The 23,580-nt window shown below is 57.1% G+C and carries 22 protein-coding genes; 6 read left to right on the top strand and 16 right to left on the bottom strand.

Features of this window, described 5'->3' with window-relative positions:
* The 3 genes from dtd (at position 1) to mdoH (ending at position 5,155) form a co-directional block, all read left to right on the top strand.
* On the top strand, positions 1-438 hold the full coding sequence (dtd, locus tag JWR17_RS01265; RefSeq protein ID WP_299827526.1) for a D-aminoacyl-tRNA deacylase: 438 nt from the start codon (positions 1-3) through the stop codon (positions 436-438).
* A 258-nt stretch (positions 439-696) separates the two neighbouring features.
* Positions 697-2,586, top strand: a complete 1,890-nt coding sequence (locus JWR17_RS01260) for a glucan biosynthesis protein G (protein WP_299827524.1) — start codon at positions 697-699, stop codon at positions 2,584-2,586.
* The gene (mdoH, locus tag JWR17_RS01255; protein WP_299827522.1) at positions 2,579-5,155 is read left to right on the top strand and encodes a glucans biosynthesis glucosyltransferase MdoH; all 2,577 of its coding nucleotides are present in this window, start codon (positions 2,579-2,581) and stop codon (positions 5,153-5,155) included. The genes JWR17_RS01260 and mdoH overlap by 8 nt, the downstream gene beginning before the upstream one ends.
* Before the next feature lie 92 nt (positions 5,156-5,247).
* Here the strand turns inward: mdoH and JWR17_RS01250 are convergent, their stop codons facing one another.
* The 11 genes from JWR17_RS01250 to ubiE form a co-directional block, all read right to left on the bottom strand.
* Positions 5,248-7,188 (bottom strand): methyl-accepting chemotaxis protein, encoded by a 1,941-nt coding sequence (locus JWR17_RS01250; protein ID WP_299827520.1) that lies wholly within the window; start codon positions 7,186-7,188, stop codon positions 5,248-5,250.
* Between the two features lie 166 nt (positions 7,189-7,354).
* Positions 7,355-9,271 (bottom strand): methyl-accepting chemotaxis protein, encoded by a 1,917-nt coding sequence (locus tag JWR17_RS01245; RefSeq protein WP_299827518.1) that lies wholly within the window; start codon positions 9,269-9,271, stop codon positions 7,355-7,357.
* Between the two features lie 92 nt (positions 9,272-9,363).
* The gene (locus tag JWR17_RS01240; RefSeq protein WP_299827517.1) at positions 9,364-10,071 is read right to left on the bottom strand and encodes a 16S rRNA (uracil(1498)-N(3))-methyltransferase; all 708 of its coding nucleotides are present in this window, start codon (positions 10,069-10,071) and stop codon (positions 9,364-9,366) included.
* The gene (tatC, locus tag JWR17_RS01235) at positions 10,068-10,865 is read right to left on the bottom strand and encodes a twin-arginine translocase subunit TatC (protein WP_299827515.1); all 798 of its coding nucleotides are present in this window, start codon (positions 10,863-10,865) and stop codon (positions 10,068-10,070) included. The genes JWR17_RS01240 and tatC overlap by 4 nt, the downstream gene beginning before the upstream one ends.
* Entirely contained in the window at positions 10,862-11,368 is a 507-nt protein-coding gene (gene tatB / locus JWR17_RS01230) for a Sec-independent protein translocase protein TatB (RefSeq protein WP_299827513.1), read from the bottom strand. Before tatB ends, tatC begins: the two co-directional genes overlap by 4 nt.
* A 10-nt stretch (positions 11,369-11,378) precedes the next feature.
* A complete protein-coding gene (locus JWR17_RS01225) occupies positions 11,379-11,663 on the bottom strand; it encodes a twin-arginine translocase TatA/TatE family subunit (protein WP_299827511.1) in 285 nt (94 codons plus the stop codon).
* 29 nt (positions 11,664-11,692) lie between these two features.
* Complete coding sequence (locus tag JWR17_RS01220) at positions 11,693-12,025, bottom strand: phosphoribosyl-ATP diphosphatase (RefSeq protein ID WP_299827509.1); 333 nt, start codon at positions 12,023-12,025, stop codon at positions 11,693-11,695.
* Positions 12,018-12,419: a phosphoribosyl-AMP cyclohydrolase gene (gene hisI, locus JWR17_RS01215; RefSeq protein WP_299827507.1), complete on the bottom strand. Its 402-nt coding sequence runs from the start codon at positions 12,417-12,419 to the stop codon at positions 12,018-12,020. The genes JWR17_RS01220 and hisI overlap by 8 nt, the downstream gene beginning before the upstream one ends.
* A 58-nt stretch (positions 12,420-12,477) precedes the next feature.
* Positions 12,478-14,109, bottom strand: a complete 1,632-nt coding sequence (gene ubiB / locus JWR17_RS01210) for a ubiquinone biosynthesis regulatory protein kinase UbiB (RefSeq protein ID WP_299827505.1) — start codon at positions 14,107-14,109, stop codon at positions 12,478-12,480.
* Positions 14,106-14,729, bottom strand: a complete 624-nt coding sequence (locus tag JWR17_RS01205) for an SCP2 sterol-binding domain-containing protein (RefSeq protein WP_299827503.1) — start codon at positions 14,727-14,729, stop codon at positions 14,106-14,108. The genes ubiB and JWR17_RS01205 overlap by 4 nt, the downstream gene beginning before the upstream one ends.
* Positions 14,729-15,499, bottom strand: a complete 771-nt coding sequence (gene ubiE, locus JWR17_RS01200) for a bifunctional demethylmenaquinone methyltransferase/2-methoxy-6-polyprenyl-1,4-benzoquinol methylase UbiE (protein WP_299827501.1) — start codon at positions 15,497-15,499, stop codon at positions 14,729-14,731. Before ubiE ends, JWR17_RS01205 begins: the two co-directional genes overlap by 1 nt.
* A gap of 156 nt (positions 15,500-15,655) precedes the next feature.
* Between ubiE and JWR17_RS01195 the strand changes: the two genes are divergently transcribed.
* From JWR17_RS01195 to JWR17_RS01185, 3 genes are all read left to right on the top strand, one after another.
* Positions 15,656-15,931 (top strand): polyhydroxyalkanoic acid system family protein, encoded by a 276-nt coding sequence (locus tag JWR17_RS01195; protein ID WP_299827499.1) that lies wholly within the window; start codon positions 15,656-15,658, stop codon positions 15,929-15,931.
* Positions 15,932-16,067: 136 nt separating this feature from the next.
* Positions 16,068-16,505, top strand: a complete 438-nt coding sequence (locus JWR17_RS01190; RefSeq protein WP_299827497.1) for a phasin family protein — start codon at positions 16,068-16,070, stop codon at positions 16,503-16,505.
* Between the two features lie 10 nt (positions 16,506-16,515).
* A complete protein-coding gene (locus JWR17_RS01185; RefSeq protein WP_299827495.1) occupies positions 16,516-17,313 on the top strand; it encodes a phasin family protein in 798 nt (265 codons plus the stop codon).
* A gap of 200 nt (positions 17,314-17,513) precedes the next feature.
* On the opposite strand, the gene JWR17_RS01180 is transcribed toward JWR17_RS01185, so the two are convergent.
* From JWR17_RS01180 to JWR17_RS01160, 5 genes are all read right to left on the bottom strand, one after another.
* Complete coding sequence (locus tag JWR17_RS01180; RefSeq protein ID WP_299827494.1) at positions 17,514-18,128, bottom strand: TetR/AcrR family transcriptional regulator; 615 nt, start codon at positions 18,126-18,128, stop codon at positions 17,514-17,516.
* Positions 18,129-18,287: 159 nt separating this feature from the next.
* Positions 18,288-19,970, bottom strand: coding sequence for a class II poly(R)-hydroxyalkanoic acid synthase (gene phaC / locus JWR17_RS01175; RefSeq protein WP_299827492.1), 1,683 nt, complete (start codon positions 19,968-19,970; stop codon positions 18,288-18,290).
* A gap of 207 nt (positions 19,971-20,177) precedes the next feature.
* Positions 20,178-21,032, bottom strand: a complete 855-nt coding sequence (phaZ, locus tag JWR17_RS01170) for a poly(3-hydroxyalkanoate) depolymerase (protein WP_299827490.1) — start codon at positions 21,030-21,032, stop codon at positions 20,178-20,180.
* Positions 21,033-21,167: 135 nt separating this feature from the next.
* Complete coding sequence (gene phaC, locus JWR17_RS01165; protein WP_299827488.1) at positions 21,168-22,847, bottom strand: class II poly(R)-hydroxyalkanoic acid synthase; 1,680 nt, start codon at positions 22,845-22,847, stop codon at positions 21,168-21,170.
* A 343-nt stretch (positions 22,848-23,190) separates the two neighbouring features.
* Positions 23,191-23,568: a DUF971 domain-containing protein gene (locus JWR17_RS01160; protein ID WP_299827486.1), complete on the bottom strand. Its 378-nt coding sequence runs from the start codon at positions 23,566-23,568 to the stop codon at positions 23,191-23,193.
* Between the last annotated feature and the right edge of the window lie 12 nt (positions 23,569-23,580).

Here is a 23,580-nt window from a genome sequence, read left to right as displayed (position 1 = left end):
ATGAAAGGTCTTTTGCAGCGCGTGAGCAGTGCCCGGGTTGAAGTCGCGGGCGAAACAGTGGGTGCCATCAATCAGGGATTGCTGGTGTTAGTGGCTGTCGAGCCTCAAGACACACCGGCCAGTGCCGACAAGCTGTTGCACAAGTTGCTGAACTATCGAGTGTTCAGCGACGCCGAAGGCAAGATGAACCTGTCGTTGATCGACGTGGGTGGAGGGTTGCTCCTGGTGTCGCAGTTTACGTTGGCCGCCGACACCAAAAGTGGTCTGCGTCCGAGCTTCTCCAGGGCAGCGCCACCTGCGTTGGGCGCTGAACTGTTCAGCTATCTATTAGCGAAGGCAAAAGGCATGCACCGTCCGGTCGAGACGGGCCAGTTTGGTGCGGATATGCAAGTGCATCTAGTCAATGATGGCCCAGTGACACTTTTACTTGAGAGCTAAACGGCCGTTTGCCATGGGGTGCCCGGATTTATTAGGCATAAAAGCAAAAAATAGTTCATCGGACATGATGCGTTGTAACGCGGCCTACTAGATAATCGCGCGCTACGGGGATCAACTTTCGTTGACCCAATGATATAGCCAGAGGTTACTCCGTCGCCGTTTAGGGAATTACTACACCCTTTCGGAGTCGGAACAATGCTCGCCAATTCGCCATGTGATAGCAGGCTGTTGGTTTTTTGATCTGTTTTTCGGCGAGGGTTGCTCGTGATTGTTAGTCCCTGTATTGCTCCAATGACACCTGTTAAACGGTTGCGCAGTGCACTGCTGGCCGGTTCGGCACTGATCTGCCTGTTTGGATCCAGCTCGCTGTGGGCGTTCGATCTTGACGACGTCGCGGCCAAGGCTAAAGACCTTGCCGGACAAAAATTCGAGGCCCCAAAAAGCAATCTGCCCAACGAATTCCGCGACATGAAGTTCGCCGATTATCAGAAAATTCGTTTCATTGAAGACAAGGGCATCTGGGCGGGAGAGAAGACACCATTCAAATTGTCCTTCTACCACCAGGGCATGCACTTCGATACGCCGGTGAAAATCAACGAAGTCACCGCTAACGATGTCCAGGAAATCAAATACGACCCCAGTCACTTTGATTTCGGTGATGTGAAATTTGACCCGAAAGCTACGCAAAACCTCGGTTATGCTGGCTTCCGTGTGTTGTACCCGATTAACAAAGACGACAAAAACGACGAAATCATGACCATGCTGGGCGCGAGTTACTTCCGCGTGATCGGCAAGGATCAGGTTTACGGTTTGTCTGCACGCGGTATGGCTATCGACACTGCGATGCCGTCGGGCGAAGAATTCCCGCGTTTCACTGAGTTCTGGATCGAGCGTCCAAACCCGGATGACAACCATATAGTGATCTACGCGTTGCTGGACTCGCCACGCGCCACGGGTGCGTACCAGTTGACTCTTCGCCCTGGCACCAACACCTTGGTCGACGTCAAATCGCGTATGTACCTGCGTGACAAGGTCGGCAAACTGGGCGTTGCTCCTCTGACCAGCATGTTCCTGTTCGGCGCCAACCAGCCGTCCAAGGTGCTCAACTACCGTCGCGAGTTGCATGACTCCAGCGGTCTGTCGATCCAGGCAGCCAACGGTGAGTGGATCTGGCGCCCTCTGAACAACCCGAAACACCTTGCCGTAAGTAACTTCTCGGTGGAAAACCCTCGTGGCTTCGGTCTGCTGCAACGTGGCCGTAACTTCAGCCACTACGAAGACCTCGATGATCGCTATGACAAGCGCCCAAGTGCCTGGATCGAGCCAAAAGGCGATTGGGGCAAAGGCACCGTCGATCTGACTGAAATCCCGACCGCGGACGAAACCAATGACAACATCGTCGCGTTCTGGCGGCCAGCCGTGGTTGCTGAGCCAGGCCAACCGATGGAGTTCAACTACCGCATTCACTGGACCATGGACGAGAAGTCGATCCATTCGCCAGACCTGGGTTGGGTTAAACAAACCCTGCGCTCCACAGGCGACGTCAAGCAATCGAACCTGGTTCGTCAGCCTGACGGCAGCGTTGCGTATCTGATCGATTTCGAAGGCCCTGTATTGGCCAAGTTAGGCGAAGACCCTGCTATTCGGAGCCAGGTGACCACGGACGACAACACCGACCTGGTGGAAAATAATCTACGCTATAACCCAGTGACCAAAGGCTGGCGCTTGACCTTGCGTGTCAAGGCAAAAGACACCAACAAGTCGGTGGACATGAAGGCTTACTTGCTGCGAGAAGTGCCTGCCGAGCCGGGTAAAGAGCCTGCTGCAATTGCTATCGTTGCCGCCAAGGCCGACAAGACCGCCCAGAAGAAGGCCGACATCAAGCCAGCGCCTGTAACCGCGCCGAAAGACGAGAAAGCCGATGTTGCCAAGGCTGACGCTGCCAAACCAGCTGACGCGGCCAAACCAGCCGACGCGAAAGCAGATGCTGCAAAAACCGACGTAGCCAAGGCTGATGCCGCGAAAGATAAAGATGGCAAAGAAACCCCGCAGCCTGCAACCGAAGCTGCCCCAACTAATCCGGAACCGGCCAAGAATATCCAAATCCTGACCGAGACCTGGAGCTACCAGTTGCCCGCCGATGAGTAATTCCCAGACCGTGCCAGTGTCTCTGAACGAGTACCTGGCACATTTACCGATGAGCGATGAGCAGCGGGCAGAACTTGCCAACTGTTCAACTTTCGCCGAGCTGCACGAGCGGTTATCCGCGCAGCCTGTCGCAGACGCGACCAATGCCGCTCAAGCGTCCGTTGGCCGCCGTCTGACATTGACCACCGCTGACGAGCTGGAAGAAGCAGAAATGCTGGTTCTCGACGCCAGCGGTCGGGTTTGCCTCAAGGCAACGCCACCGATACGTCGGACCAAGGTTGTTCCTGAGCCGTGGCGCACCAACATCCTGGTGCGTGCCTGGCGGCGGATGACCGGTCGTACCAACACTCCCGAACCACCCAAGCGCGAGTTGCCTTCAGCACGCTGGCGTTTTGTCGGTTCGTTGCGCCGCTACATTTTGCTGGTGTTGATGATCGGTCAAACCATCGTCGCCAGTTTTTACATGAAAGGGATCATGCCGTACCAGGGCTGGTCGTTCGTGTCGTGGGAGGAAATCGCGCGCCAGTCGCTGATGCAGACTGCATTGCAAGTGCTGCCTTACGCCCTGCAAACCAGCATCCTGTTGCTGTTCGGGATATTGTTTTGTTGGGTCTCGGCTGGTTTCTGGACAGCCCTGATGGGTTTTCTGGAGTTGCTCACCGGGCACGACAAATACCGTATTTCCGGTGCCAGCGCTGGCGACGAGCCGATTGAAAAAGGCGCCCGGACTGCGCTGGTGATGCCGATTTGCAACGAAGACGTCCCCCGTGTGTTCGCCGGTTTGCGCGCCACGTTCGAGTCAATCGCGGCGACCGGTGATCTGGATCGCTTCGACTTCTTCGTCCTCAGCGACACCAACGACACAGACATCGCGGTCGCCGAGCAGCAGGCCTGGCTTGACGTATGTCGCGAGGCCAACGGCTTCGGCAGGATATTCTATCGTCGCCGTCGCCGTCGGGTTAAACGCAAAAGCGGCAACCTCGATGACTTCTGCCGTCGCTGGGGCGGTGAATACCGTTACATGGTGGTGCTGGATGCCGACAGTGTCATGAGCGGTGAATGCCTGACCAGTCTGGTGCGCTTGATGGAAGCCACACCAGACGCCGGTATCATCCAGACCGCGCCACGGGCGTCGGGCATGGACACGCTGTATGCACGCATGCAGCAATTCGCCACGCGGGTGTACGGTCCGTTGTTTACCGCCGGTCTGCACTTCTGGCAGTTGGGCGAATCCCACTATTGGGGCCACAACGCGATCATCCGCATGAAGCCGTTTATTGAGCATTGCGCCTTGGCGCCGTTGCCCGGTAAAGGTGCTTTCGCGGGTGCAATTCTGTCTCACGACTTCGTCGAAGCCGCGCTGATGCGCCGTGCCGGTTGGGGCGTGTGGATTGCTTACGATTTGCCAGGCAGCTATGAAGAATTGCCGCCTAACTTGCTGGATGAGCTCAAACGTGACCGTCGCTGGTGCCATGGCAACCTGATGAACTTCCGCCTGTTCCTGGTCAAGGGCATGCACCCCGTACACCGAGCGGTGTTTTTGACCGGCGTGATGTCGTACTTGTCGGCGCCACTGTGGTTCTTCTTCCTGGTGCTATCCACTGCGCTACTGGCGGTCAATACGCTCATGGAACCGCAGTACTTCATGGAGCCCCGGCAATTGTATCCGCTGTGGCCGCAATGGCATCCGGACAAGGCGGTCGCGCTGTTTTCGACCACCATCGTGTTGCTGTTCTTGCCTAAACTGCTGAGCATTATTTTGATCTGGGCCAAGGGCTCGGTGGGTTTCGGTGGTCGCATTAAAGTGACCCTGTCGATGCTCATGGAGATGTTCTTCTCGGTGCTGCTGGCGCCGGTGCGGATGTTGTTCCACACCCGTTTCGTACTGGCTGCTTTTCTGGGCTGGGCTGCGACGTGGGACTCGCCGCAACGCGATGACGGCTCGACGTCATGGCTCGAAGCGACCAAACGCCACGGTCCACAAACCTTGTTGGGCGCCTGCTGGGCGTTGTTGGTTGCCTCGCTCAACCCAAGCTTTCTTTGGTGGTTGGCGCCTATCGTTGGTTCGTTGATGCTGTCGATTCCGGTCTCGGTGATTTCCAGCCGCGTAACACTTGGCCTCAAGGCCCGGGACGAGAAGCTGTTCCTTATCCCTGAGGAATACGCGCCGCCGCAAGAGCTGATCGCGACTGATAAATACACCCATGAAAACCGTTGGCATGCGCTGAAAGAGGGGTTCATCCGGGCGGTGGTCGACCCTCAGCAAAATGCGTTGGCGTGTGCATTGGCCACCTCACGGCATTTGCAGTCGGAACCGGTTGAGTGGCTGCGGATTGATCGTGTTCGTCAGGCAATGAAAGCCGGTCCTGGCGCGCTGAGTAACCAGGAACGTCTCATGCTTTTGAGCGACCCGGTTGCGCTGGCGCGTCTGCACGAGCAAGTCTGGAGCGAAGGTCATGCGCAATGGCTGTCGGCCTGGCGCGAGTCAATCGCCGCCGACCCCCACGCGCCGTTGTTGCCTTTGCAGCCGGTTACTCACGCCATCGAGTCTCAACTGGTTAACGCCTGATAGCGCTCGCTGGGTAACATGAGAAACGCCGTTGGGGTCATCCTCAACGGCGTTTTTTGTTAACGGCTCCTACAGGTGATTGGTTACGTCAGTTACACCTGAAACCTGCCCAACAACCCCTGCAAATGAATACCCATTCTTGCCAGCTCAACGCTTGAGGCTGCGGTCTCTTCGCTGGCCGCAGCGGTTTGTTCGCAGATGTCGCGTACGCTCATGACGCTGCGGGTGATTTCTTCAGCCACCGCCGTTTGCTGCTCTCCAGCGGTGGCGATCTGTTGGTTCATGCTTTGGATCGTCGACACCGTACGGGTGATGTGCTCCAGCGCGCTACCGGCGCGGCGACTCAATTCGACGCCGTTATTGGTCAGGGCCCGGCTATTATCCAGTGAGGCCGCGACTTGCTGAGTGCCGTTCTGCAATGCCGCGATCAGCTCTTCAATCTCCTCGGTGGATTGCTGGGTACGTTGTGCCAGGCTGCGTACCTCGTCAGCCACCACCGCGAAACCGCGTCCGGCCTCTCCTGCCCGAGCCGCTTCAATGGCCGCGTTCAGCGCCAACAGATTGGTTTGTTGCGACACCGACTTGATCACGTCAAGCACGCTACCGATTTTGTCGCTTTCGGCGGTGAGCTGGGTCATGGCCTGTGTTGAATTGCCGACCTCGGCGGCCAACAGCTCAATCTGCGCAATGGCTTGCGACACCACCTTATCGCCCTCGCGCGCCTGCTGGTCCGCCTGGGTGGCCGCGTCCGAAGCCTCTTCAGCGTTGCGCGCGACTTCCATCACCGTGGCGGTCATCTGATTCATGGCCGTCGCCACCTGATCGGTTTCATCTTTCTGGCTGTTAACCCCGACACTGGTCTGCTCGGTGACCGCCGACAGCTGTTCAGCCGCGCTGGCTATCTGCGTCACGCTCTCGCCTATCCCGCCGATCAGATCGCGTAAACTCAAGGTCATCTGCTGCATGCTGGCTTGCAACTGGCCCATCTCATCGCTGCGCTCAACCTTAAGGTCTTCGCTCAAGTTGCCTTGGGCGATGCGCCGTGCCGCCGCCAACGTTTGTTGCAGGGGCATGATGACTTGTTGGGTGATCAGCCAGGCGGCCATTAATCCTAGAACCAATGCCAGGCTGGCGATGCTCACCAATGTAGTGCGCGCTCTAGCGGCTTGAACGTCGCGCAGGCTCATTTGGCGGTCGCTCAGCTCGCTGCTCGAGGCGAGCAATTTATCTCCAAGTGCTTCCATCGCTTCCTGTTCGGCTTCGGTCTTGACCTGTGTATCTTTGAACTGGCTCAGCCGAAGGCGGTAATCCTGGAGCGTCTGGCTAGCCATTTGCAGCCCACCGACACTGGTATCGGCTTGATCCTCGGCAATCTGGCTGACTTCCTTGATCGCTTCGTCGATGGCCGTGATCGCCGCCTGCTCATAGCGATCTTGACCGTTGAAGGTATAGGCCTGCACCTGATAACGGGCCACCTGAATCTGCTGGCGCAGTTGCGAAATGTTAGTGAATTCATCCAAACGATCAGCGCTGTCCTGCTCCTGACTGACCGCCTTCAATACCTCGGTTTCCACCTGCGCCACGGTTTTCATGGCCTGCTCGGATTTGTTCTCCAGTTCATCACGGGTGCTTTCGCGCTCCTTCAACGTCTGGCCGAGCTGTTCAAAGGTGGTTTCAAACCGGCGCACGTGGTCGCTCTGGTCGGACAATAACTTAAGGCTGTCCGCGTCGTCGGTGGTTTTGCGCAGAGCGGCGAGTTGCGCCTCCAGTTCGTTCAGACGCTTGACCACGGCAGCAGCGGACTCGGGCGTGTTTTCGCTGCGAAAGAGGATTCTTTCGATGCGCAGGTCTTTGGTCGCGGTGGTCAACTGGCCGATTGCGGACAGCGATTCTGAGCGTTCGACCATGGTGCCGAGGCCATGCCAGCCGGTCAGTGTAATCACCAACGTCAGCAGCAATACCAGGCCGAAGCCCAGCGCAAGTTTAACTTTGACGCGTGTGTTGTCCAAAATCTTGGATAAGGATCGAAACATGAGTGTTCTCCTGTGATGGCGGCAAGACGAAGGCAAAACGACGTTTTGACTTGATCAGCGCATCGGCAGGAGCGGTAAACTCGGGACCTGAATCGGTCGTAGGAAAAGTCTGATAATTTAGCTGGCAGGGCAGAGCCCCAGCGTTTACTGGGGGCTCTGGCAGGCTCTAGACCTTAAACTGACCGACCAAGGATTGCAGATGGGTACCCAAACGCGCGAGTTCGACGCTGGACGCGGCGGTTGCCTTGCTGGCGGTGGCGGTTTGTTCGGACACGTCGCGCACGTTCAACACGCTGCGATTTATCTCCTCCGTGGTTGAGCTTTGTTGTTCAGCGGCGGCTGCGATTTGTTGATTCATCGACTGAATCGCCGAGACCGTGCGGGTGATGTTTTCCAGCGAGCTGCCAGCACGACGTGTCAACTCGACACTGCTGGTGGTCAGCGTACGGCTGTTATCCATGATCGTTGCCACTTGCCGGGTGCCGTTTTGCAGACCGACGACCAGTTCTTCGATTTCCTCAGTGGACTTTTGCGTGCGCTGGGCGAGGCTGCGTACCTCGTCGGCGACTACCGCAAAACCCCGGCCCGCTTCGCCTGCACGCGCCGCTTCGATGGCGGCGTTAAGTGCTAAAAGGTTGGTCTGCTGGGCGACGGATTTGATGACGTCCAGCACGCTGCCGATCTTGTCACTTTCACGCTTGAGGTCACTCATCGCTTCGGTGGAGTTTTCCACTTCCCGGGCTAACAGTTCGATCTGAGCGATGGCTTCATTGACCACTCGGTCGCCTTCGCGCGCCTGTTGGTCGGCAGCAACCGCTGCCTCAGAGGCTTCTTCGGCATTGCGCGCCACTTCCTGAACCGTGGCGGTCATTTCGTGCATGGCGGTGGCCACTTGATCGGTTTCAATCCGCTGGCTACTGACGCCGGCATTGGTTTGCTCAGTCACCGCCGACAATTGTTCGGCCGCGTTGGCTATCTTGTTCACACCCTCGCTGATGCCGCCGATCAAGCTGCGCAAGCCCACGGTCATTCGCTGAATGGCGCCCTGCAACTGGCCCAGCTCGTCACGTCGTTCCACGTACAAATCCTGGCTCAAATCACCCGAAGCGACGCGCTCTACGACCTTGAGGGTCAGCAACAGCGGTACAACGATTTGGCGAGTGATAGTCCAGGCCGCGATCACCCCGAACAGCAACGCTAGCCCGGTCGCCAGGCTGAGCATGGACCGTGCCTTGGCGCTGTCGGCGTCGCGCAAGGTATTCTGTGAGGCGGTCAGTTGCGTGCTCATTTCCTGCAGGTTTTCCCCCTCGGCGGCCATTTTTTCCGCCGCATGCGTACTCAGCCCCTGCGCGTCGCGGTATTGACCAACCGCTCCCCGATAAGACTTGAGCGCATCGCTGGCATCTTTAAGCTTGCCCAGGTACTGCGCCGGAATTGAGCCCGCCAGGCCGTTAAGACCGCCCATGGCTTCGTCGATTGCCGCTGTGGCGCTGCGATCAAACTCCGGCTTGCCGCTGTAGGTGTAACTTTTAACGTGCAAACGCGCCTGTTGGATTAAGGTGCTCAGGTAGACCGCGTCATTGAACGCAAGGATGTTGTCACCCTGAAGCAACGATTGTTCAATGGCTGCAACGTTTTTCAGCGCGAGGTCGGCGGTAACCTCAAGGTTTGCGCTGGCCGCTTCGCGGGCCTGGGTAGCGCTGGTCATTTCGCTGAAGGCACGCCGATAGGCGCCGTTCGCTGTTGCCTGCAGGTCAAGGGTCTTCTGGTCACTGGAGAGCGCCAGCAGGGCGCGCGAGCGAGCAATACTTTGCTCGACTGCATTGAGTGCGTCGGTCACTTCCTTCGCCGATTCGGCATCGAACTGCGTCTCGTAGTGCATTCGGGCGATACGCAGGTCTGTGGTCAAATTAGTCAGCCGGGTAATCAACGCTAGCTTTTCGCCTCGATCAATCAGCGATGACACACCGAACCAGCCGGTGAGGGTGATCAATACTGTTAACAACAACACCGTGCCGAAGCCGATAGCCAGTTTCAGGCGAACGCTAACGTTGCCCAGGTTTCGTACTAACCAGCGGTACATGACAGCTCCTTGGTGTTCAGTTGTTATAGAAGTGTTTGTCTATCGGCGGGCGGGGCAGGAACTGAAGTGGCAATTATCGACGGGAAACTGGTTTAAAACAGGCGGGCAAGCAGTGCAGTTACAGCAGTTTCAACGCGTAAAATACGTTCGCCTAGTTGCACTGGCTGCAACCCTGCTTTGTTGAGCAAGTCGACTTCGTAGGGAATCCAGCCGCCTTCGGGACCGATGGCCAGGGTCACTGGCTCAGTGATGCCCCGTGGGCAAGCCGGGTACTCGCCGGGGTGCCCCACCAGGCCCAGCGTGCCTTGGACTAACTGCGGCAAACGGTCTTCGACGAAAGGCTTGAAGCGTTTTTCGATAATGATCTCAGGAAGAATGCTGTCGCGTGCCTGTTCCAATCCAAGGATCAGTTGTTCGCGAATGGCTTCGGGCTCAAGAAACGGTGTCTGCCAAAAGCTTTTTTCAACCCGATAGCTGTTGAGCAAAATGACCCGGGGTACGCCCATGGTTGCAATAGTCTGAAACACTCTACGCAGCATTTTTGGACGGGGCAGGGCCAGCAACAGGGTCAAAGGCAGTTTGGCCGGCGGGGCGCGGTCAAGGCTGACCCGCAGTTCCGCTTCGTGATTCTCCAGCCGTAGCAGCTCGGCTGAGCCCAACTGCCCGCCGATTCGCCCTACACGCAACGTGTCACCTACCACTGCCCGATGCACCTCTTGCATGTGCGTGAGACGGCGGTCGCCCAAGACCACCCGATCGGCCGAAATGAAGTCGGCGTCTTCGAGCAGCAGCAGGTTCACAGTGGGGTCGCTGGCGGCTGGTCGTGTTTGTCTTCGTCGGGCTGATCGTCCGGGTGATCGCCACGCTTGACGATCAAGCCGCTGCACAACACGCCGATTTCGAACAGTAGCCACATGGGCACCGCGAGCAGCGTCTGGGAGAAGATGTCCGGCGGGGTCAGGATCATGCCGACCACGAAGCAGCCAATAACCACGTATGGGCGCATCTTCTTCAAGTATTTGACGTCGACGATGCCGATCCACACCAGCAATACCACGGCCACCGGGATCTCGAAGGCGACGCCAAACGCCAGGAACAGCGTCATGACAAAGTCCAGATAACTGGCGATGTCGGTCATCATCGACACACCTTCCGGTGTCACGCTGGCGAAGAAGTGGAAAATCAGCGGGAACACCAGGAAGTAGGCAAACGCCATGCCTGAGTAAAACAGGATGATGCTCGACACCAACAAGGGCACCGCGACGCGTTTTTCATGCTTATACAGGCCCGGCGCAATGAACCCCCAGATCTGATGCAAGACCACCGGCATCGCCAGGAACAGCGAGCACATCATGGTCAGCTTGAAGGGGGTCAGGAACGGCGATGCCACGTCGGTGGCGATCATTGTCGCGCCTTCGGGCAAATATACCCGCAGGGGCGCGGATACCAAGGTGTAGATCTTCTGGGTGAATGTAAACAACCCGGCGAAGATCAAGAAAATCGCCAGGACGCAACGCAACAGGCGCGTGCGCAATTCAGTAAGGTGCGAGATCAGCGGCATCTGCTGATCGTTTTCCGGGATGTCTGCGCTCATGGGGCTCGCGGTGGCAAAGTTGAATCGTTGGCGGAAGGTGCGATTGGCACCGGGCTCACGTGGGCTGGCGGAACAGCTTCAGTCGCCGTCGGCGCGGGAACGTCATCAACCGGGACGGTCGTGGTTGCTTCAGGCGTAGCCAGTGGCGCAGCGGTCAATGGTGCGTCGGCCACAGAGGTGGTCGGCGGGGCAATACTGTGGCTTTCGACGGCCGGATGCACGGTGGCGACCGGTTCGGTTGCTGGCTGCTGCGGTTGTTGCGGCGCGAAGATCTTTTTCGCCTCTTCTTCCAGCGACAGAATGTGCTCGTTATGCAATTGCCGACGAATTTCGTCAGCACCTATCTCGCGTTCAACTTCCTGTTTGATCGCATTGAAGCTGCGTTTCAGCCGCCCAACCCACAGGCCGGCGGTACGTGCTGCGCCGGGCAGGCGCTCAGGCCCAAGAACCAACAGGGCAACGAGACCAACCAGCAGCAGTTCAGAGAAGCTGATACCAAACATTTAACACGACCTAGTCTTTACGGAGGGGCTCTTCGACTTTGTGCGCTTGCACGTCGATGGTGTGCGGCTCATGTAACGTAGAGGCCTGCGGCGCTGCTTGCGGAGGCTGCATAGGTTGCGTCGGTTGCACGGGCGGCTGTGGTTCGGCCGGTTTTTCTTCGTCATTCATGGCTTTGCGAAAGCCCTTGATCGTTTCGCCCACATCCGCGCCAAGACCTTTGAGTTTCTTGGTGCCGAATACCAGCACGACAACGATCAAAATGATGATCCAGTGTTTCCAGTCAAAAATGCCCATGACACGTTCCTCTTTCTAGTGGTGCTTGTTTATTCGACTGGGCGCGCGGCTTTTTCCACGTGCCCGGATAATCCAAAACGGCGATCCAGTTCATCCAGCACAGCCTGCGGGTGCTGACCCAACGCAGCCAGCATCACCATGCTGTGAAACCACAAGTCTGCGGTCTCGTAGATGACGTCGCTGCAGTCCCCGCTCACCGCGGCGTCTTTGGCGGCAATGATGGTTTCGACCGATTCTTCACCGACCTTTTCCAGAATCTTGTTCAAACCCTTGTGATACAGGCTGGCGACATACGAGCTGTCGGCAGCGGCGCCTTTGCGCGATTCAAGCACTTCGGCCAGGCGGGCCAGGGTGTCAGTCATGTGTATGTCCTGCCTGATAGATCGCGTGCGGGTCTTTCAGTACCGGGTCGACGACCTTCCAGCCAGCATCGTCATAGACCCGATAAAAACAGCTTTCCCGACCCGTGTGACACGCAATTCCACCGACCTGCTCAATCATTAAGATAATCACGTCAGCGTCGCAGTCCAGGCGCAGTTCGTGAAGTTTCTGTACATGCCCTGATTCTTCACCTTTACGCCAGAGTTTGCCACGGGAACGCGACCAGTAAATGGCTCGGTTCTCAGCGGTGGTCAGGCTCAGGGCTTCACGGTTCATCCAGGCCATCATCAGCACGCGGCCGGTTTTAAAGTCTTGGGCGATTGCCGGCACAAGGCCGTCGCTGTCCCACTTGATCTCGTCTAGCCAGTCTTTCATATCGACTCCGGCAGCCTGGCTTCTGGCCAGGCGGGTTAAGTAGTGTGCCAGTTGCGGGCTATCGGCGCACGACCAGATACAACCCGGCCGCTAGCATGATCCACGCCGGCCATGCTGCGAGAGCGATTAATGCCGTGCCGCCGCCTGCCAGGGTCGATGCCATCACTGCGCCGCCTGCCAGCAACGCCGCACCAATCAGCCGCAATGCCCAGCCGTCGCCGCCGCGTACCTGCCGCTCACGCCACGGTGCGGGCGGATCATAGGCATGGGGCTGAGACATGCGTTCCAGCAGGTCACGGGTCATGCCCGCCAGGTGCGGGATCTGCTCGACTTGGGATTGCAGGTTATGCAGCAGGGTCTTCGGGCTGACCCGCTCACGCATCCAGCGCTCCAGAAACGGCTGGGCGGTGCTCCACAAATCCAGGTCCGGGTACAGCTGACGGCCCAGGCCTTCGATGTTGAGCAAGGTTTTCTGTAGCAGCACTAACTGCGGCTGGACTTCCATGTTGAAACGACGCGCCGTCTGGAACAGGCGCATCAGCACCTGGCCAAAGGAAATATCCTTGAGCGGCTTCTCGAAAATCGGTTCGCACACGGTACGGATCGCCGCTTCGAATTCGTTGAGTTTGGTTTCCGCTGGCACCCAGCCAGAATCGATGTGCAATTGCGCCACGCGCCGGTAGTCGCGCTTGAAGAAGGCGAACAGGTTGCGCGCCAGGTAGTCCTGATCTTCCGGGGTCAGGCTGCCGACGATACCGCAGTCGATGGCAATGTACTGTGGGCTCCACGGATTGACGGTGCTGACAAAAATATTGCCGGGGTGCATGTCGGCATGGAAGAAGCTATCGCGGAATACTTGGGTGAAGAAGATCTCTACCCCGCGTTCGGCCAGCATTTTCATGTCGGTGCGCTGATCGGCCAAGGTCGCCAGATCGGTGACCTGGATGCCGTAGATACGCTCCATCACCAGCACTTTCGGGCGGCACCAGTCCCAATAGACTTGTGGCACGTAGAGCAGCGGTGAACCTTCGAAGTTACGTTTCAACTGGCTCGAATTGGCTGCCTCACGCAATAAGTCGAGTTCGTCGTAGATGGTTTTTTCGTAATCGCTGACCACGTCCACCGGGTGCAGCAAGCGCGCGTCAGCCGACAGACGTTCAGCGATGCGCGCCAGAATGAACAGCCATGCCAGATCCTGACCGATGATCGGTTTAAGGCCTGGGCGTACAACCTTGACCACCACTTCTTCGCCGGTCTTTAGTTGTGCGGCGTGGACTTGTGCTACCGAGGCCGAGGCCAGCGGCGCGACATCGAAGCGGCTGAACACTGCACTGATTTTCGCGCCGAGTTGTTGCTCGATGAGGTCGATGGCCTGTTGCGAATCGAACGGCGGCACACGGTCCTGCAAGCGCATTAATTCGTCAGCGATGTCTTCTGGCAACAGATCGCGACGGGTCGACAGCAACTGACCGAATTTGATGAAAATCGGCCCAAGGTCCTGCAATGCCAAACGCAGGCGAGCGCCTCGACTCAGGTCCAGGGTTCTGCGCGGGAACCAACGCCACGGCATGACGTAGCGCAAGGCGAGCATCCACCAAGGCAGCGGCAGGGCAAACAGCAAGTCATCGAGACGGTAGCGGATGACCACGCGTTGGATGCGAAACAAACGGCGGACGGCAAGCAGCTTCATGCGTTATCGCTGGGTTTGAGGAAGAGGGCAAGGCGCTCGAAACGCGCCTCGAGACGTTCAAGGTCTTGCTTGGTTTGATCAATTTCAGCAAAGCGTGCATCAGCTTCGCGCTGACCGACTAATGTGCGCGACTCTTCGCTGAGGTAGTCAGCAAGATTGCGCGTCAGGTTGGCTACGCCGTCGCTGGTCCAGCGCGCGCTATTGCGCAAATGACCGCTGAGGAATGGGCTGGCGATAGGGCCGAGCCAGCGCGAGAGTTCGTACTCCCAGTCCAGCTCAAGGTCTTGCAGCACGCCGACCAGTTCCAGCAGTACGGCGCTGTCGCCTTCCATTTCGACGTCGGGGCCATGCAGTAAGGCAGTTTTGTCTTGGCTCAATGCCAGGCGCAGCAGGCTCGACGCTGGGGCACGCAAGGTGCAATCGGCATCGGCTTCCCATTGCGCGGCCAGCAGCAAGCCTTCGTTGCTGGGCAAAATGAACAGTTGCAGCGCCGGGTTACGGCAATCGACAGCAATCACCTTGCCCGCCAGGCGCTCCAGACGTGGCAACGCGGTGCTGTCCATGCGCAGCACACGGTTGATGCCGTGCTCGACGCTGGCGAGCAAGCCGCTGAACAACATCAGGGTTTGATACCGCGATGCAGGGCCACAATGCCGGCGGTCATGTTGTGATAAGTGACGCGGTCGAAGCCGGCCTCTACCATCATCGATTTCAGGGTTTCCTGATTCGGGTGCATGCGGATCGACTCCGCCAGGTAACGGTAGCTTTCCGAGTCGTTGGTGATCAATTTGCCCATCAACGGCATGAAGGCGAACGAATAAGCGTCATAGGCCTTGGACATCAGCTTATTGGTCGGTTTGGAGAACTCCAGAACCAGCAAGCGGCCACCTGGCTTGAGCACGCGCAGCATCGACTTCAGCGCATCTTCTTTATGGGTCACGTTGCGCAAGCCGAAGGCAATGGTCACGCAGTCAAAATGATTGTCGGGAAACGGCAGCTTTTCCGCGTCGGCCTGAACGAACTTGACATTGCCCGCCACGCCCAGGTCCAACAGACGGTCACGACCGACCTTGAGCATTGAAGCGTTAATGTCGGCCAGCACCACTTCGCCGGTCGGGCCGACCAAGTGCGAGAATTTTTTCGTCAGATCGCCGGTGCCGCCAGCGATGTCCAGCACTCGGTTGCCGGTGCGTACGCCCGATAACTCGATAGCGAAGCGCTTCCATAAACGGTGCATGCCACCGGACAGCAGGTCGTTCATCAAGTCGTACTTGGCGGCGACCGAGTGGAAAACCTCAGCAACCTTCTCGGCTTTTTGGCTTTCCGGCACGTTTTTAAAGCCGAAGTGAGTGGTGGGTTCGGCATCGCTGCCTTTGCGCTGATCATTCATGTCGCTGTCACCGGAAGAGAATGCCGGACATTCTAATCCCGGTGGCTGGCTTTGTCTTGGCAAGGCTTAATGTAAGTATAGTGACGCGCCGGGACCGATTGACGCATGGGATGTGGATGGGGTGCCGGCAGAACCTACGGATAGAGGAGCCCTACGATGGCCCGGATAAGCGTTGAGCGTGCCCACGACCTGGGTCGTGAAGCAGCAAAACAAAAAGCAGAAACGTTGGTGCAGAAGCTGGCCGAGAAATATTCGCTTGAGCCCAACTGGACCGGCGACACCGTCAAACTGGCTGGCTCCGGCGTCAGCGGCACGGTGAGTGTGTTCGATGAGCTGATCAAAGTTGAAGTTGAGGTGGGCTTCTTGATGTCCGCCTTCAGCGGCACAATCAAAAGTGAAATCGAAAAGGCGCTGGATAAAGCGTTGCTGTGACTGAGGGCTGATTCCTACATAAAAATCCCTTTGTCTTAGGCAACCTAGGGTGAGCATTCTAATTTTTCTGATTACTTTGGCCCATGCCCATAAACAGCTTGGGCAGTTCCTCCAACCTTTGAGCGTGAGGTGCACCATGGCCAGAGTAAGCCTGAAAAAGAAAGTTGAAGCCGAGCAAGTGACCACCCTTTCCGAAGTCAAACTGTATGCCCGCAAGATTTGGCTGGCTGGCCTGGGTGCCTACGCCAAGGCCGGTTCCGAAGGCGCGGAATACGTCAAAGAGCTGATCAAGACCGGGGAAGTTGCCGAGCGCGAAGGCAAAAAAGTTATCGGTAAAAAAATCGAAGCTGCCAATAGCGAAATCAACAGCGAGATCGATGACGTCAAAACCGAAGTCAAAAGCATTAAAGGCAGACTCGAACTGCAATTCGAAAAAGTCGAGAGTGCTTTCGACCGCCGCGTGTCAAGCGCCTTGAATCGCTTTGGAATTGCGTCTAAACATGATGTTGAGACACTGTCTGCTAAGCTCGATGGGCTGACGGCATTGCTTGAACGTGTCGCGCGTAAACAATAAGGAGAGCGGGATGGCTGGCAAAAAGAAAATCGAAAAAGAAGGCAGTTCCTGGATGGGCGAAGTTGAAAAGTACTCTCGTCAAATCTGGCTGGCTGGTTTAGGCGCTTACTCGAAGATCAGCAATGACGGAAGTAAGCTTTTCGAAACGTTAGTTAAGGACGGCGAGAAGGCTGAAAAGCAAACCAAGCAGGGTGTCGACAAACAAGTGGACGCTGCCAAGGCAACCGCTCAAACGGCGAAATCCCGTGTAGGCGATGTCAAAGACCTTGCGCTGGGTAAGTGGAGCGAACTTGAAGGCGCCTTCGACAAGCGCCTGAACAGCGCCATTTCACGCCTTGGTGTACCCAGCCGTAATGAAGTCAAAGCGCTGCACAGCAAGGTCGATTTACTGACCAAGCAGATTGAAAAACTGACCGGTGCGGCGGTGGCACCTGCGTCCAAAGCGCTGGCGTCCAAACCTGCGCCTAAAACGGCAGCAAAACCATTGGCCAAGGCAGCGGCCAAGCCAGTCGTAAAAGCCGCGACGAAAGCGCCGGCAAAAACCGCAGCGGCCAAGCCAGCAGCTAAACCTGCAGCGGCTAAACCGGCGGCAGCCAAAGCAGCCGCGAAACCGGCGGCCAAGCCTGCTGTAAAAGCAGCGGCGCCCAAGGCAGCAGCCAAGCCCGCAGCGGCCAAAAAACCAGCGACACCAAAAGCGGCAGCACCCAAGCCAGCCGCTGCAACTGCAGCCCCAAGCCAAACATCGGCTCCGGCAGCAACCCCTGCGCCAGCAACGACCTCCGAGTCGACGCCAGCCAGCCAGTCCTGATTTTTTACGGACTGCCCAAGCCCGGCCGTGAGGTCGGGCTTTTTACTGAGCACTGATTGCCCAGGATCGGAAATACACACCAAAGATCCGGTGGGACCGAACGTGTACGGGAAGAACTTGGCGCTGTGTTTCAGGCAGACCGGTTGGGCTTTCCCGAATGAATTCGGTGCTGCAGTCTCGTGGCCCCACTGGTTGGTCGGCTACCGTTCCAGATACCGCTTCGCCGCATCTTCCACCGCTTCCCTCGACCCAACAATCAAATGTGGCGCCACCAGCATCATGATTTGATACACCACCACCCGCACTTGTCCTTCTTTGCCCAAAATCCGTTGGTAATCCAGCGAGAACAAGAGCGTCATGCTGATCTGTTCCAACAGTTGCCCTAACGCTTGAGTATCGCTAACCATTTGCCCTTGGGTTTTGAGTTGGGCGAGCAGTGACGCCAGGGTGCGCTTTAGTGAGTTGAGCAACGTGCGAATACCCCGGGCGAGTTTTGGCAGGCGGCCGGCGAGGTTGGACAGGTCCTGAAAAAGGAAGCGGTAGTGCGACAGGTGCTCGACGATCAGGTGCAGGAATAGCCAGTAATCTTCTGGTGCCAGTTTCGCGTTGGCCGGTGGGTCGAGGAGCGGGGAAAGCTCGCTTTGGAAGCGCTCGAACAGGCCCAGCACTAACGGTTCTTTGCCGTGAAAGTGATAGTAGAGGTTGCCGGGGCTGATACCCATTTCGTTGGCAATTCCCAAGGTCGAGACGTTAGGTTCGCCCTGTTGGTTAAACAGGTGCAACGCACAGTCGAGGATACGGTCGCGGGTTTTCATCCGGTCTTCTTGTTTAAAATATTTTTGAAATGAAATAGATAACGTGTAGGAGCTGCCGAAGGCTGCGATTCGAACGGGAACCGGTCGATTTCCGGATGCCGCCGAAGGTTGTGCCGACCTTATCGCAGCCTTCGGCAGCTCCTACAGTTCGAGTCCGTTCTAGCGCACGCGTACATAAGTCCCGGGCGCCGCTTCCATGGGCGGGTAGTTCTGATTGCCCAGCGTTAACAGGGTTTCCCGTTGCTCACCGGAGCGTTGTTGAATCCATTCCAACCAATGTGGCCACCAACTGCCTTCGACGGTTTTGCCGTCATAAAACCAGGCGCGTGGGTCGCTGCTGAGTTTGGGGTTGTCAATAAAGTTGGATTTAGGATTGCCCGGCGGGTTGAGAATGCTCTGCACATGGCCACTGTTGGACAGAATGAAGCGCCGGTCGCCGCCCAATAGCAGCGTCGAACGATAAACTGCGTCCCAGGGCGTGATGTGGTCATTAATGCCGGCCACATTGAAGCTGTCCACCGTGACCTTCTGCAGGTCGATGGGCGTGCCACACACTTCCAGGCCTCCGGCGCGGCTGAGCGGGTTATGTTTGAAGAAGTCCAGCAGGTCGCCATGCAAGGCTGCGGGCAGGCGCGTGCTGTCGTTGTTCCAATAAAGGATGTCAAACGCTGGCGGTGATTTACCCAGCAAGTAATTATTGACCCAGTAACTCCAAATCAAATCGTTGGGACGCATCCAGGCGAAGATTTTTGCCATGTCGCGGCCATCCAGAACGCCTTGTTGATACGATCGCCGCTTGGCCGCTTCCAGGGTTTGTTCGTCGATAAACAGCGTGGCTGGGCTCTCGATCTGGCTGTCCATCAGACTCACCAGATACGTGGCGCTGGAGATTCGGCGCAATTGTCGCTTGGCCTGTAAATGCCCTTGCAGCGCCGCCATGGTCAGGCCGCCTGCGCAGGCGCCGACCAAATTCACCTCCCGGCTGGCGGTGATGGCGCGGACCACATTCACTGCTTCTTCCAGGGCCTCGACGTAGGTGGATAAGCCCCATTCGCGGTGACGGACGTCCGGGTTGCGCCAACTGATCATGAACACCTGCAGGCCATTCTTCAGGGCGAACTGAACGAAGCTGTTCGCTGGGCTGAGGTCGAAAATGTAGTACTTGTTGATTTGTGGCGGGACGATCAGCAACGGTTTGGCGTACTGCTTTTCGCTCATGGAATTGTATTGCATCACCTCCAGCAGTTCATTGCGAAACACTACGGAACCGGGGGTGGTCGCGACTGTTCCGCCAACTTCGAATGCATCCTTAGTGATCTGGCTAGGCAGGCCATTATTGTGCAACAAGTCGTCGAACAGGTGGCTGACGCCTTTCAGCACACTGCTGCCACCGGTGTTAAACAGCTCTTTGATCGCCAGTGGGTTGAGCAGGGTGTTGGAGGGTGCGAACGCATCATTGAGCAGTGAGAAAATAAAGTGCGCGCGGGCCCGATCGTCCCCGGACAGGCTGCTGTCGTCGATCCAGCTTTTGGCCTGATGCTGCCAGGTCAGATACGCCTGCAAACTGCGCCGATAGAATGGGTTCAGCTGCCACGTTGGGTCGGCGAAGCGAGCGTCACGCGGGTTAGGTGTGTAAGGGGTCTCACCCAATAACACACGGCCAAGTTGGCCGCCCAACGCCAGCACATGACGAGCACTGTGAATAGGATGGCGCAAGCTCTGAGTGGCCACGCTGCGCAAGGTGGAGAAAAGATCCTTGCCTTGCAAGCCGGTGATAGCGCTTTGCACGTTGATGAAGTTAGCCGAGGTCGGCACTGCGCTCGTGGTGGGTTTATTTCGCATCGGGGCAACACTCCGTCGTCAGACCATCAACACAAACAGACGCAAAGCAGCCGCTGAACAGGGGAAAATACCGACGGGCAAACGGTACTGCACCAGCAGGCTGGATTGCGATTCTGCGCCGTTGAGCACTCCGGCTCGGGCGCAGTCGATGAAACGATTTCTCCTGTACTGCTTACTCAATGGCAGTTGCGCGCAAGGCCGAGTCGGTTACCGCGCCAGTGGTGCAGGCTGCGGATGCATGACCGCGCGCTGTCGTTCTTCTTCAAGAAACTTCATGATGATCGGTGCCACCGCTTCGGCGCGGGTGATCAGAAATAAATGACCGTCGTCGATTATGTGTAGCTGGGCATTGGGTATCCGCCAAGCCAGCAGGCGCATATTTACCAGCGGAATCAGCGGATCGTCGTCGCCCGCCAACACCAGAGTAGGCTGATGAATTTTGTGCAGCCAATGTATGCTGGTCCAACCCATGCCGGCGAACAGCTGCCAGTAGTAGCCCAGTTTTCCGGACGAGCGCACCTTGGCTGCATGGCTGGCCGCCAATCTGGGATTACGTCGGAACGCGCCGCCATAAATTTCCGGGGCGATTCGAATAACATGTGACGGCTGGATGTAACGCCGTGGGCTTGCCATCAACCACAGCACGCGCGGTTTCCCCGGCACCATTACCACCCCTGCGGCAGTCGCGGCCAATACCAGTTTTTTGCAGCGTTCCGGGTAGTCGTACGCGAACTGCTGGGCCAATGCGCCGCCCCATGAAACGCCGATGACATTGACCTGGCCGTAGTCCAGGTAATCGAGCATGCGTGCCGTCAGCTTGGCCAGCCCTGGAAAGCGAAAGGGCCGACTCGGTGTAGAAGAACCACCGACACCAGGCACGTCGAACGCGATCACTTCGAGGTCGGGGTCCAGTGCGTCGATGAACGGAAACACCAACTCCAGGTTGGCGCCGATGCCGTTGAAAATCAGCAAAGGCGTCATGTGTTTCTTGCCTGGGCGGACGGCCGTGCGGATGGTATGGCCATCCAAATCGACGGTACGGAAAATAAACGGTTGCGGCATGCGCGAAGCCCTATGGGTTAAACCACTGATAAAGCCGTCCTTTGCTTTGCCAGATCGGATCGAGGTCAAACCTCGTTTACTCGTCACGTGATCGCGCGTTGGAGGCAGGCTAAGCCCGCCTCGTATTGTTATTGTCTAGCGTTCGTGTACGTACGTGCCCGGCGCTGCTTCGCCGGCTGTGAACGTTTTATTGCCAAGAGTGGTGGGCGCTTTTTTCAGCTTGCCGGAGCGAACGGACAGCCATGCCTGCCAGTGCAGCCACCAGGAGTCGGTGTGCTTGGTGCCGTTGTCTTGCCATTCTTTGGCGTCAACCGGAAGTTCCGGGTTGGTCATATAGCGCGATTTGGGGTTGCCCGGCGGATTCAAAATGCTTTGGATGTGTCCGCTGCTGGACAGGACGAATTCTGTTTTGCCACCGAACAGGCGTGCCGATTTGTAGCATGAGCCCCAAGGTGTGATGTGGTCGTTGGTGCCGGCGAGACAAAACACGTCGCTGGTGATCTGTCTGAGGTCGATGGACGTGCCGCTGACCTCCAGGGCGTTCGGACGAATCAATGGATTGGTCTTGAACATTTCGATCAGGTCGCCGTGAAAAGCGGCGGGGAGGCGCGTGGTGTCGTTATTCCAGAACAGGATATCGAACACCGGTGGCTCGTTGCCCAACAGGTAGTTGTTGACCCAATAGTTCCAGATCAAATCGTTGGGGCGCATCCAGGCGAAAATCTTCGCCAGGTCGCGGCCCTCCAATACGCCCGCCTGATACGAATGACGCTTGGCCGACTCCAGGGTTTTTTCGTCGACGAACAACGCTACTTCGTTGTCTAGCGTGGTGTCGAGTACGCTGACCAATAGGGTCAGCGCGTGAACTTTCTGCTCACCCAGCGCAGCGTAGTGCCCCAGCAGTGCGGTACAGGTAATGCCGCCCGAGCAGGCGCCCAGCATGTTGATCTCTTTGCTGCCGGTGACGGCGATGACCACGTCCACGGCCTCCTTGAGCGCATCAATGTAGGTCGACAGGCCCCATTCGCGTTGAGCTTTGGTTGGGTTCCGCCAACTGACGATGAAGGTCTGCACACCGCCGCGCAGGCAGAAACGCGCCAGGCTTTTTTCCGGGCTCAGGTCGAAAACGTAAAATTTGTTGATCTGCGGCGGCACCACCAGCAATGGCCGTTCAAGTACCTGCTCTGTCGTAGGCTTGTACTGGATCAACTCGAGTACATCGTTGCGAAAAATCACCGACCCTTCGGTAGTGCCCAGGCTCTTGCCGACCTCAAACGCGTCCATGTTGACCTGGCTCGGCATGCCGCCGTTGTGCACCAGGTCCTTGGCCAGATGTGACAGGCCGTCGAGCACACTTTTGCCGCCCGTTTCGAAGAAGCGTTTGACCGCGGCCGGGTTAGCGGCGGTGTTGGTCGGTGACATGGCTTCAGTCATGAGATTGATCACGAAATGACCACGGCTGATGTCCTGCGGCGATAAATTGCTGTCGCCGATCCAGTCATGCAGCTCTTTGCGCCACGCCAGATAGGTTTGCAGGTAACGACGATAAAGGGGGTTTTGACTCCACGCAGGGTCGGCGAAACGACGGTCGTCGCTGGCAGGTGCCAGGCTGGATTTGCCGAGCAAAACATTCTTCAGTTCAACACCAAAATGAGCGACGTGCTTGACGCTAAGGATCGGCTGTCTGAGGGCTTGCCTTAGAACCATGCGTGCGGTGTTCAGTAAATCTTTACGTCGCAGCCCCACGACGGGGTTCAGATTCAATGTGCTTTCAGACGCTTGCCGCTGCAGGTCATCGTTATTATTGCTACTCATCTATGACGCTCCATTGTCCTGAGACGAGTACTGAGCCTCCCTGCGAAAGCACTTACACAGGTACATCCCAATACTGCTGCTCGGGTGATCGATGATGGCTAAACAAGTATTCCAGTTGGCCTGCACATGAACGAAAAAGCCGAGAACGAAACGCGGCAGCGGGACTTCATTCGTTACGTATGTGCACGATCTGGTTCTGCGTAAATTAAATGCAGGGAGCTTGCCAGAATCATTGGTTACCCGAGATTTCACAAAATCGCAAGCAGGCCATTCGTTGGCCTGTGCGGGGAGCATTGGAACAAACAGAATTAGAATGGTCGCCCTAAAAGAGCAAAAGGTTGAGCTAGAGCATCAGCTTAATGATTTGCTCGGAGGGGTCGCGGGTTTTGCCAGCCACTTTTAATTCTGCAAGATAATCGTCCCACAGCTGCTCTTGGCGTTGCGCCAGTTGGTACAGATATTCCCAAGTGAACAGTCCGCTGTCATGGCCGTCGTCGAAGGTCAATTTTAGTGCGTACTGCCCGGCCGGTTCGACTTTGCTCAGGCCGACACCCAGCTTGCCAAATTGCAGAATCGGATGACCATGCCCCTGTACCTCAGCCGAGGGTGAGTGCACCCGCAAAAACTCGGCGGGCAAGTGGTACTCCTCATCGGGCGCGTATTTCAGCGTCAAGGTTTTCGAGGCTTTGTGCAGATTGATAGCAGTAGGGAGTTTGGGCATAACGGCAGCTTA

Origin of the sequence: Pseudomonas sp. (assembly GCF_028293835.1) — a bacterium.
Lineage (GTDB): Bacteria > Pseudomonadota > Gammaproteobacteria > Pseudomonadales > Pseudomonadaceae > Aquipseudomonas.
This window is presented reverse-complemented; position numbering and strand designations above follow the sequence as displayed.

What these genes read in the sequence shown, in the direction of transcription:
- dtd (WP_299827526.1), top strand. Translation starts at nt 1, where the DNA reads ATGAAAGGTCTTTTGCAGCGCGTGAGCAGTGCCCGGGTTGAAGTCGCG.
- mdoH (WP_299827522.1), top strand. Translation starts at nt 2,579, where the DNA reads ATGAGTAATTCCCAGACCGTGCCAGTGTCTCTGAACGAGTACCTGGCA.
- JWR17_RS01250 (WP_299827520.1), bottom strand. Translation starts at nt 7,188, where the DNA reads ATGTTTCGATCCTTATCCAAGATTTTGGACAACACACGCGTCAAAGTT.
- JWR17_RS01245 (WP_299827518.1), bottom strand. Translation starts at nt 9,271, where the DNA reads ATGTACCGCTGGTTAGTACGAAACCTGGGCAACGTTAGCGTTCGCCTG.
- tatC (WP_299827515.1), bottom strand. Translation starts at nt 10,865, where the DNA reads ATGAGCGCAGACATCCCGGAAAACGATCAGCAGATGCCGCTGATCTCG.
- tatB (WP_299827513.1), bottom strand. Translation starts at nt 11,368, where the DNA reads ATGTTTGGTATCAGCTTCTCTGAACTGCTGCTGGTTGGTCTCGTTGCC.
- JWR17_RS01225 (WP_299827511.1), bottom strand. Translation starts at nt 11,663, where the DNA reads ATGGGCATTTTTGACTGGAAACACTGGATCATCATTTTGATCGTTGTC.
- JWR17_RS01220 (WP_299827509.1), bottom strand. Translation starts at nt 12,025, where the DNA reads ATGACTGACACCCTGGCCCGCCTGGCCGAAGTGCTTGAATCGCGCAAA.
- hisI (WP_299827507.1), bottom strand. Translation starts at nt 12,419, where the DNA reads ATGAAAGACTGGCTAGACGAGATCAAGTGGGACAGCGACGGCCTTGTG.
- ubiB (WP_299827505.1), bottom strand. Translation starts at nt 14,109, where the DNA reads ATGAAGCTGCTTGCCGTCCGCCGTTTGTTTCGCATCCAACGCGTGGTC.
- JWR17_RS01205 (WP_299827503.1), bottom strand. Translation starts at nt 14,729, where the DNA reads ATGTTGTTCAGCGGCTTGCTCGCCAGCGTCGAGCACGGCATCAACCGT.
- ubiE (WP_299827501.1), bottom strand. Translation starts at nt 15,499, where the DNA reads ATGAATGATCAGCGCAAAGGCAGCGATGCCGAACCCACCACTCACTTC.
- JWR17_RS01195 (WP_299827499.1), top strand. Translation starts at nt 15,656, where the DNA reads ATGGCCCGGATAAGCGTTGAGCGTGCCCACGACCTGGGTCGTGAAGCA.
- JWR17_RS01190 (WP_299827497.1), top strand. Translation starts at nt 16,068, where the DNA reads ATGGCCAGAGTAAGCCTGAAAAAGAAAGTTGAAGCCGAGCAAGTGACC.
- JWR17_RS01185 (WP_299827495.1), top strand. Translation starts at nt 16,516, where the DNA reads ATGGCTGGCAAAAAGAAAATCGAAAAAGAAGGCAGTTCCTGGATGGGC.
- JWR17_RS01180 (WP_299827494.1), bottom strand. Translation starts at nt 18,128, where the DNA reads ATGAAAACCCGCGACCGTATCCTCGACTGTGCGTTGCACCTGTTTAAC.
- phaC (WP_299827492.1), bottom strand. Translation starts at nt 19,970, where the DNA reads ATGCGAAATAAACCCACCACGAGCGCAGTGCCGACCTCGGCTAACTTC.
- phaZ (WP_299827490.1), bottom strand. Translation starts at nt 21,032, where the DNA reads ATGCCGCAACCGTTTATTTTCCGTACCGTCGATTTGGATGGCCATACC.
- phaC (WP_299827488.1), bottom strand. Translation starts at nt 22,847, where the DNA reads ATGAGTAGCAATAATAACGATGACCTGCAGCGGCAAGCGTCTGAAAGC.
- JWR17_RS01160 (WP_299827486.1), bottom strand. Translation starts at nt 23,568, where the DNA reads ATGCCCAAACTCCCTACTGCTATCAATCTGCACAAAGCCTCGAAAACC.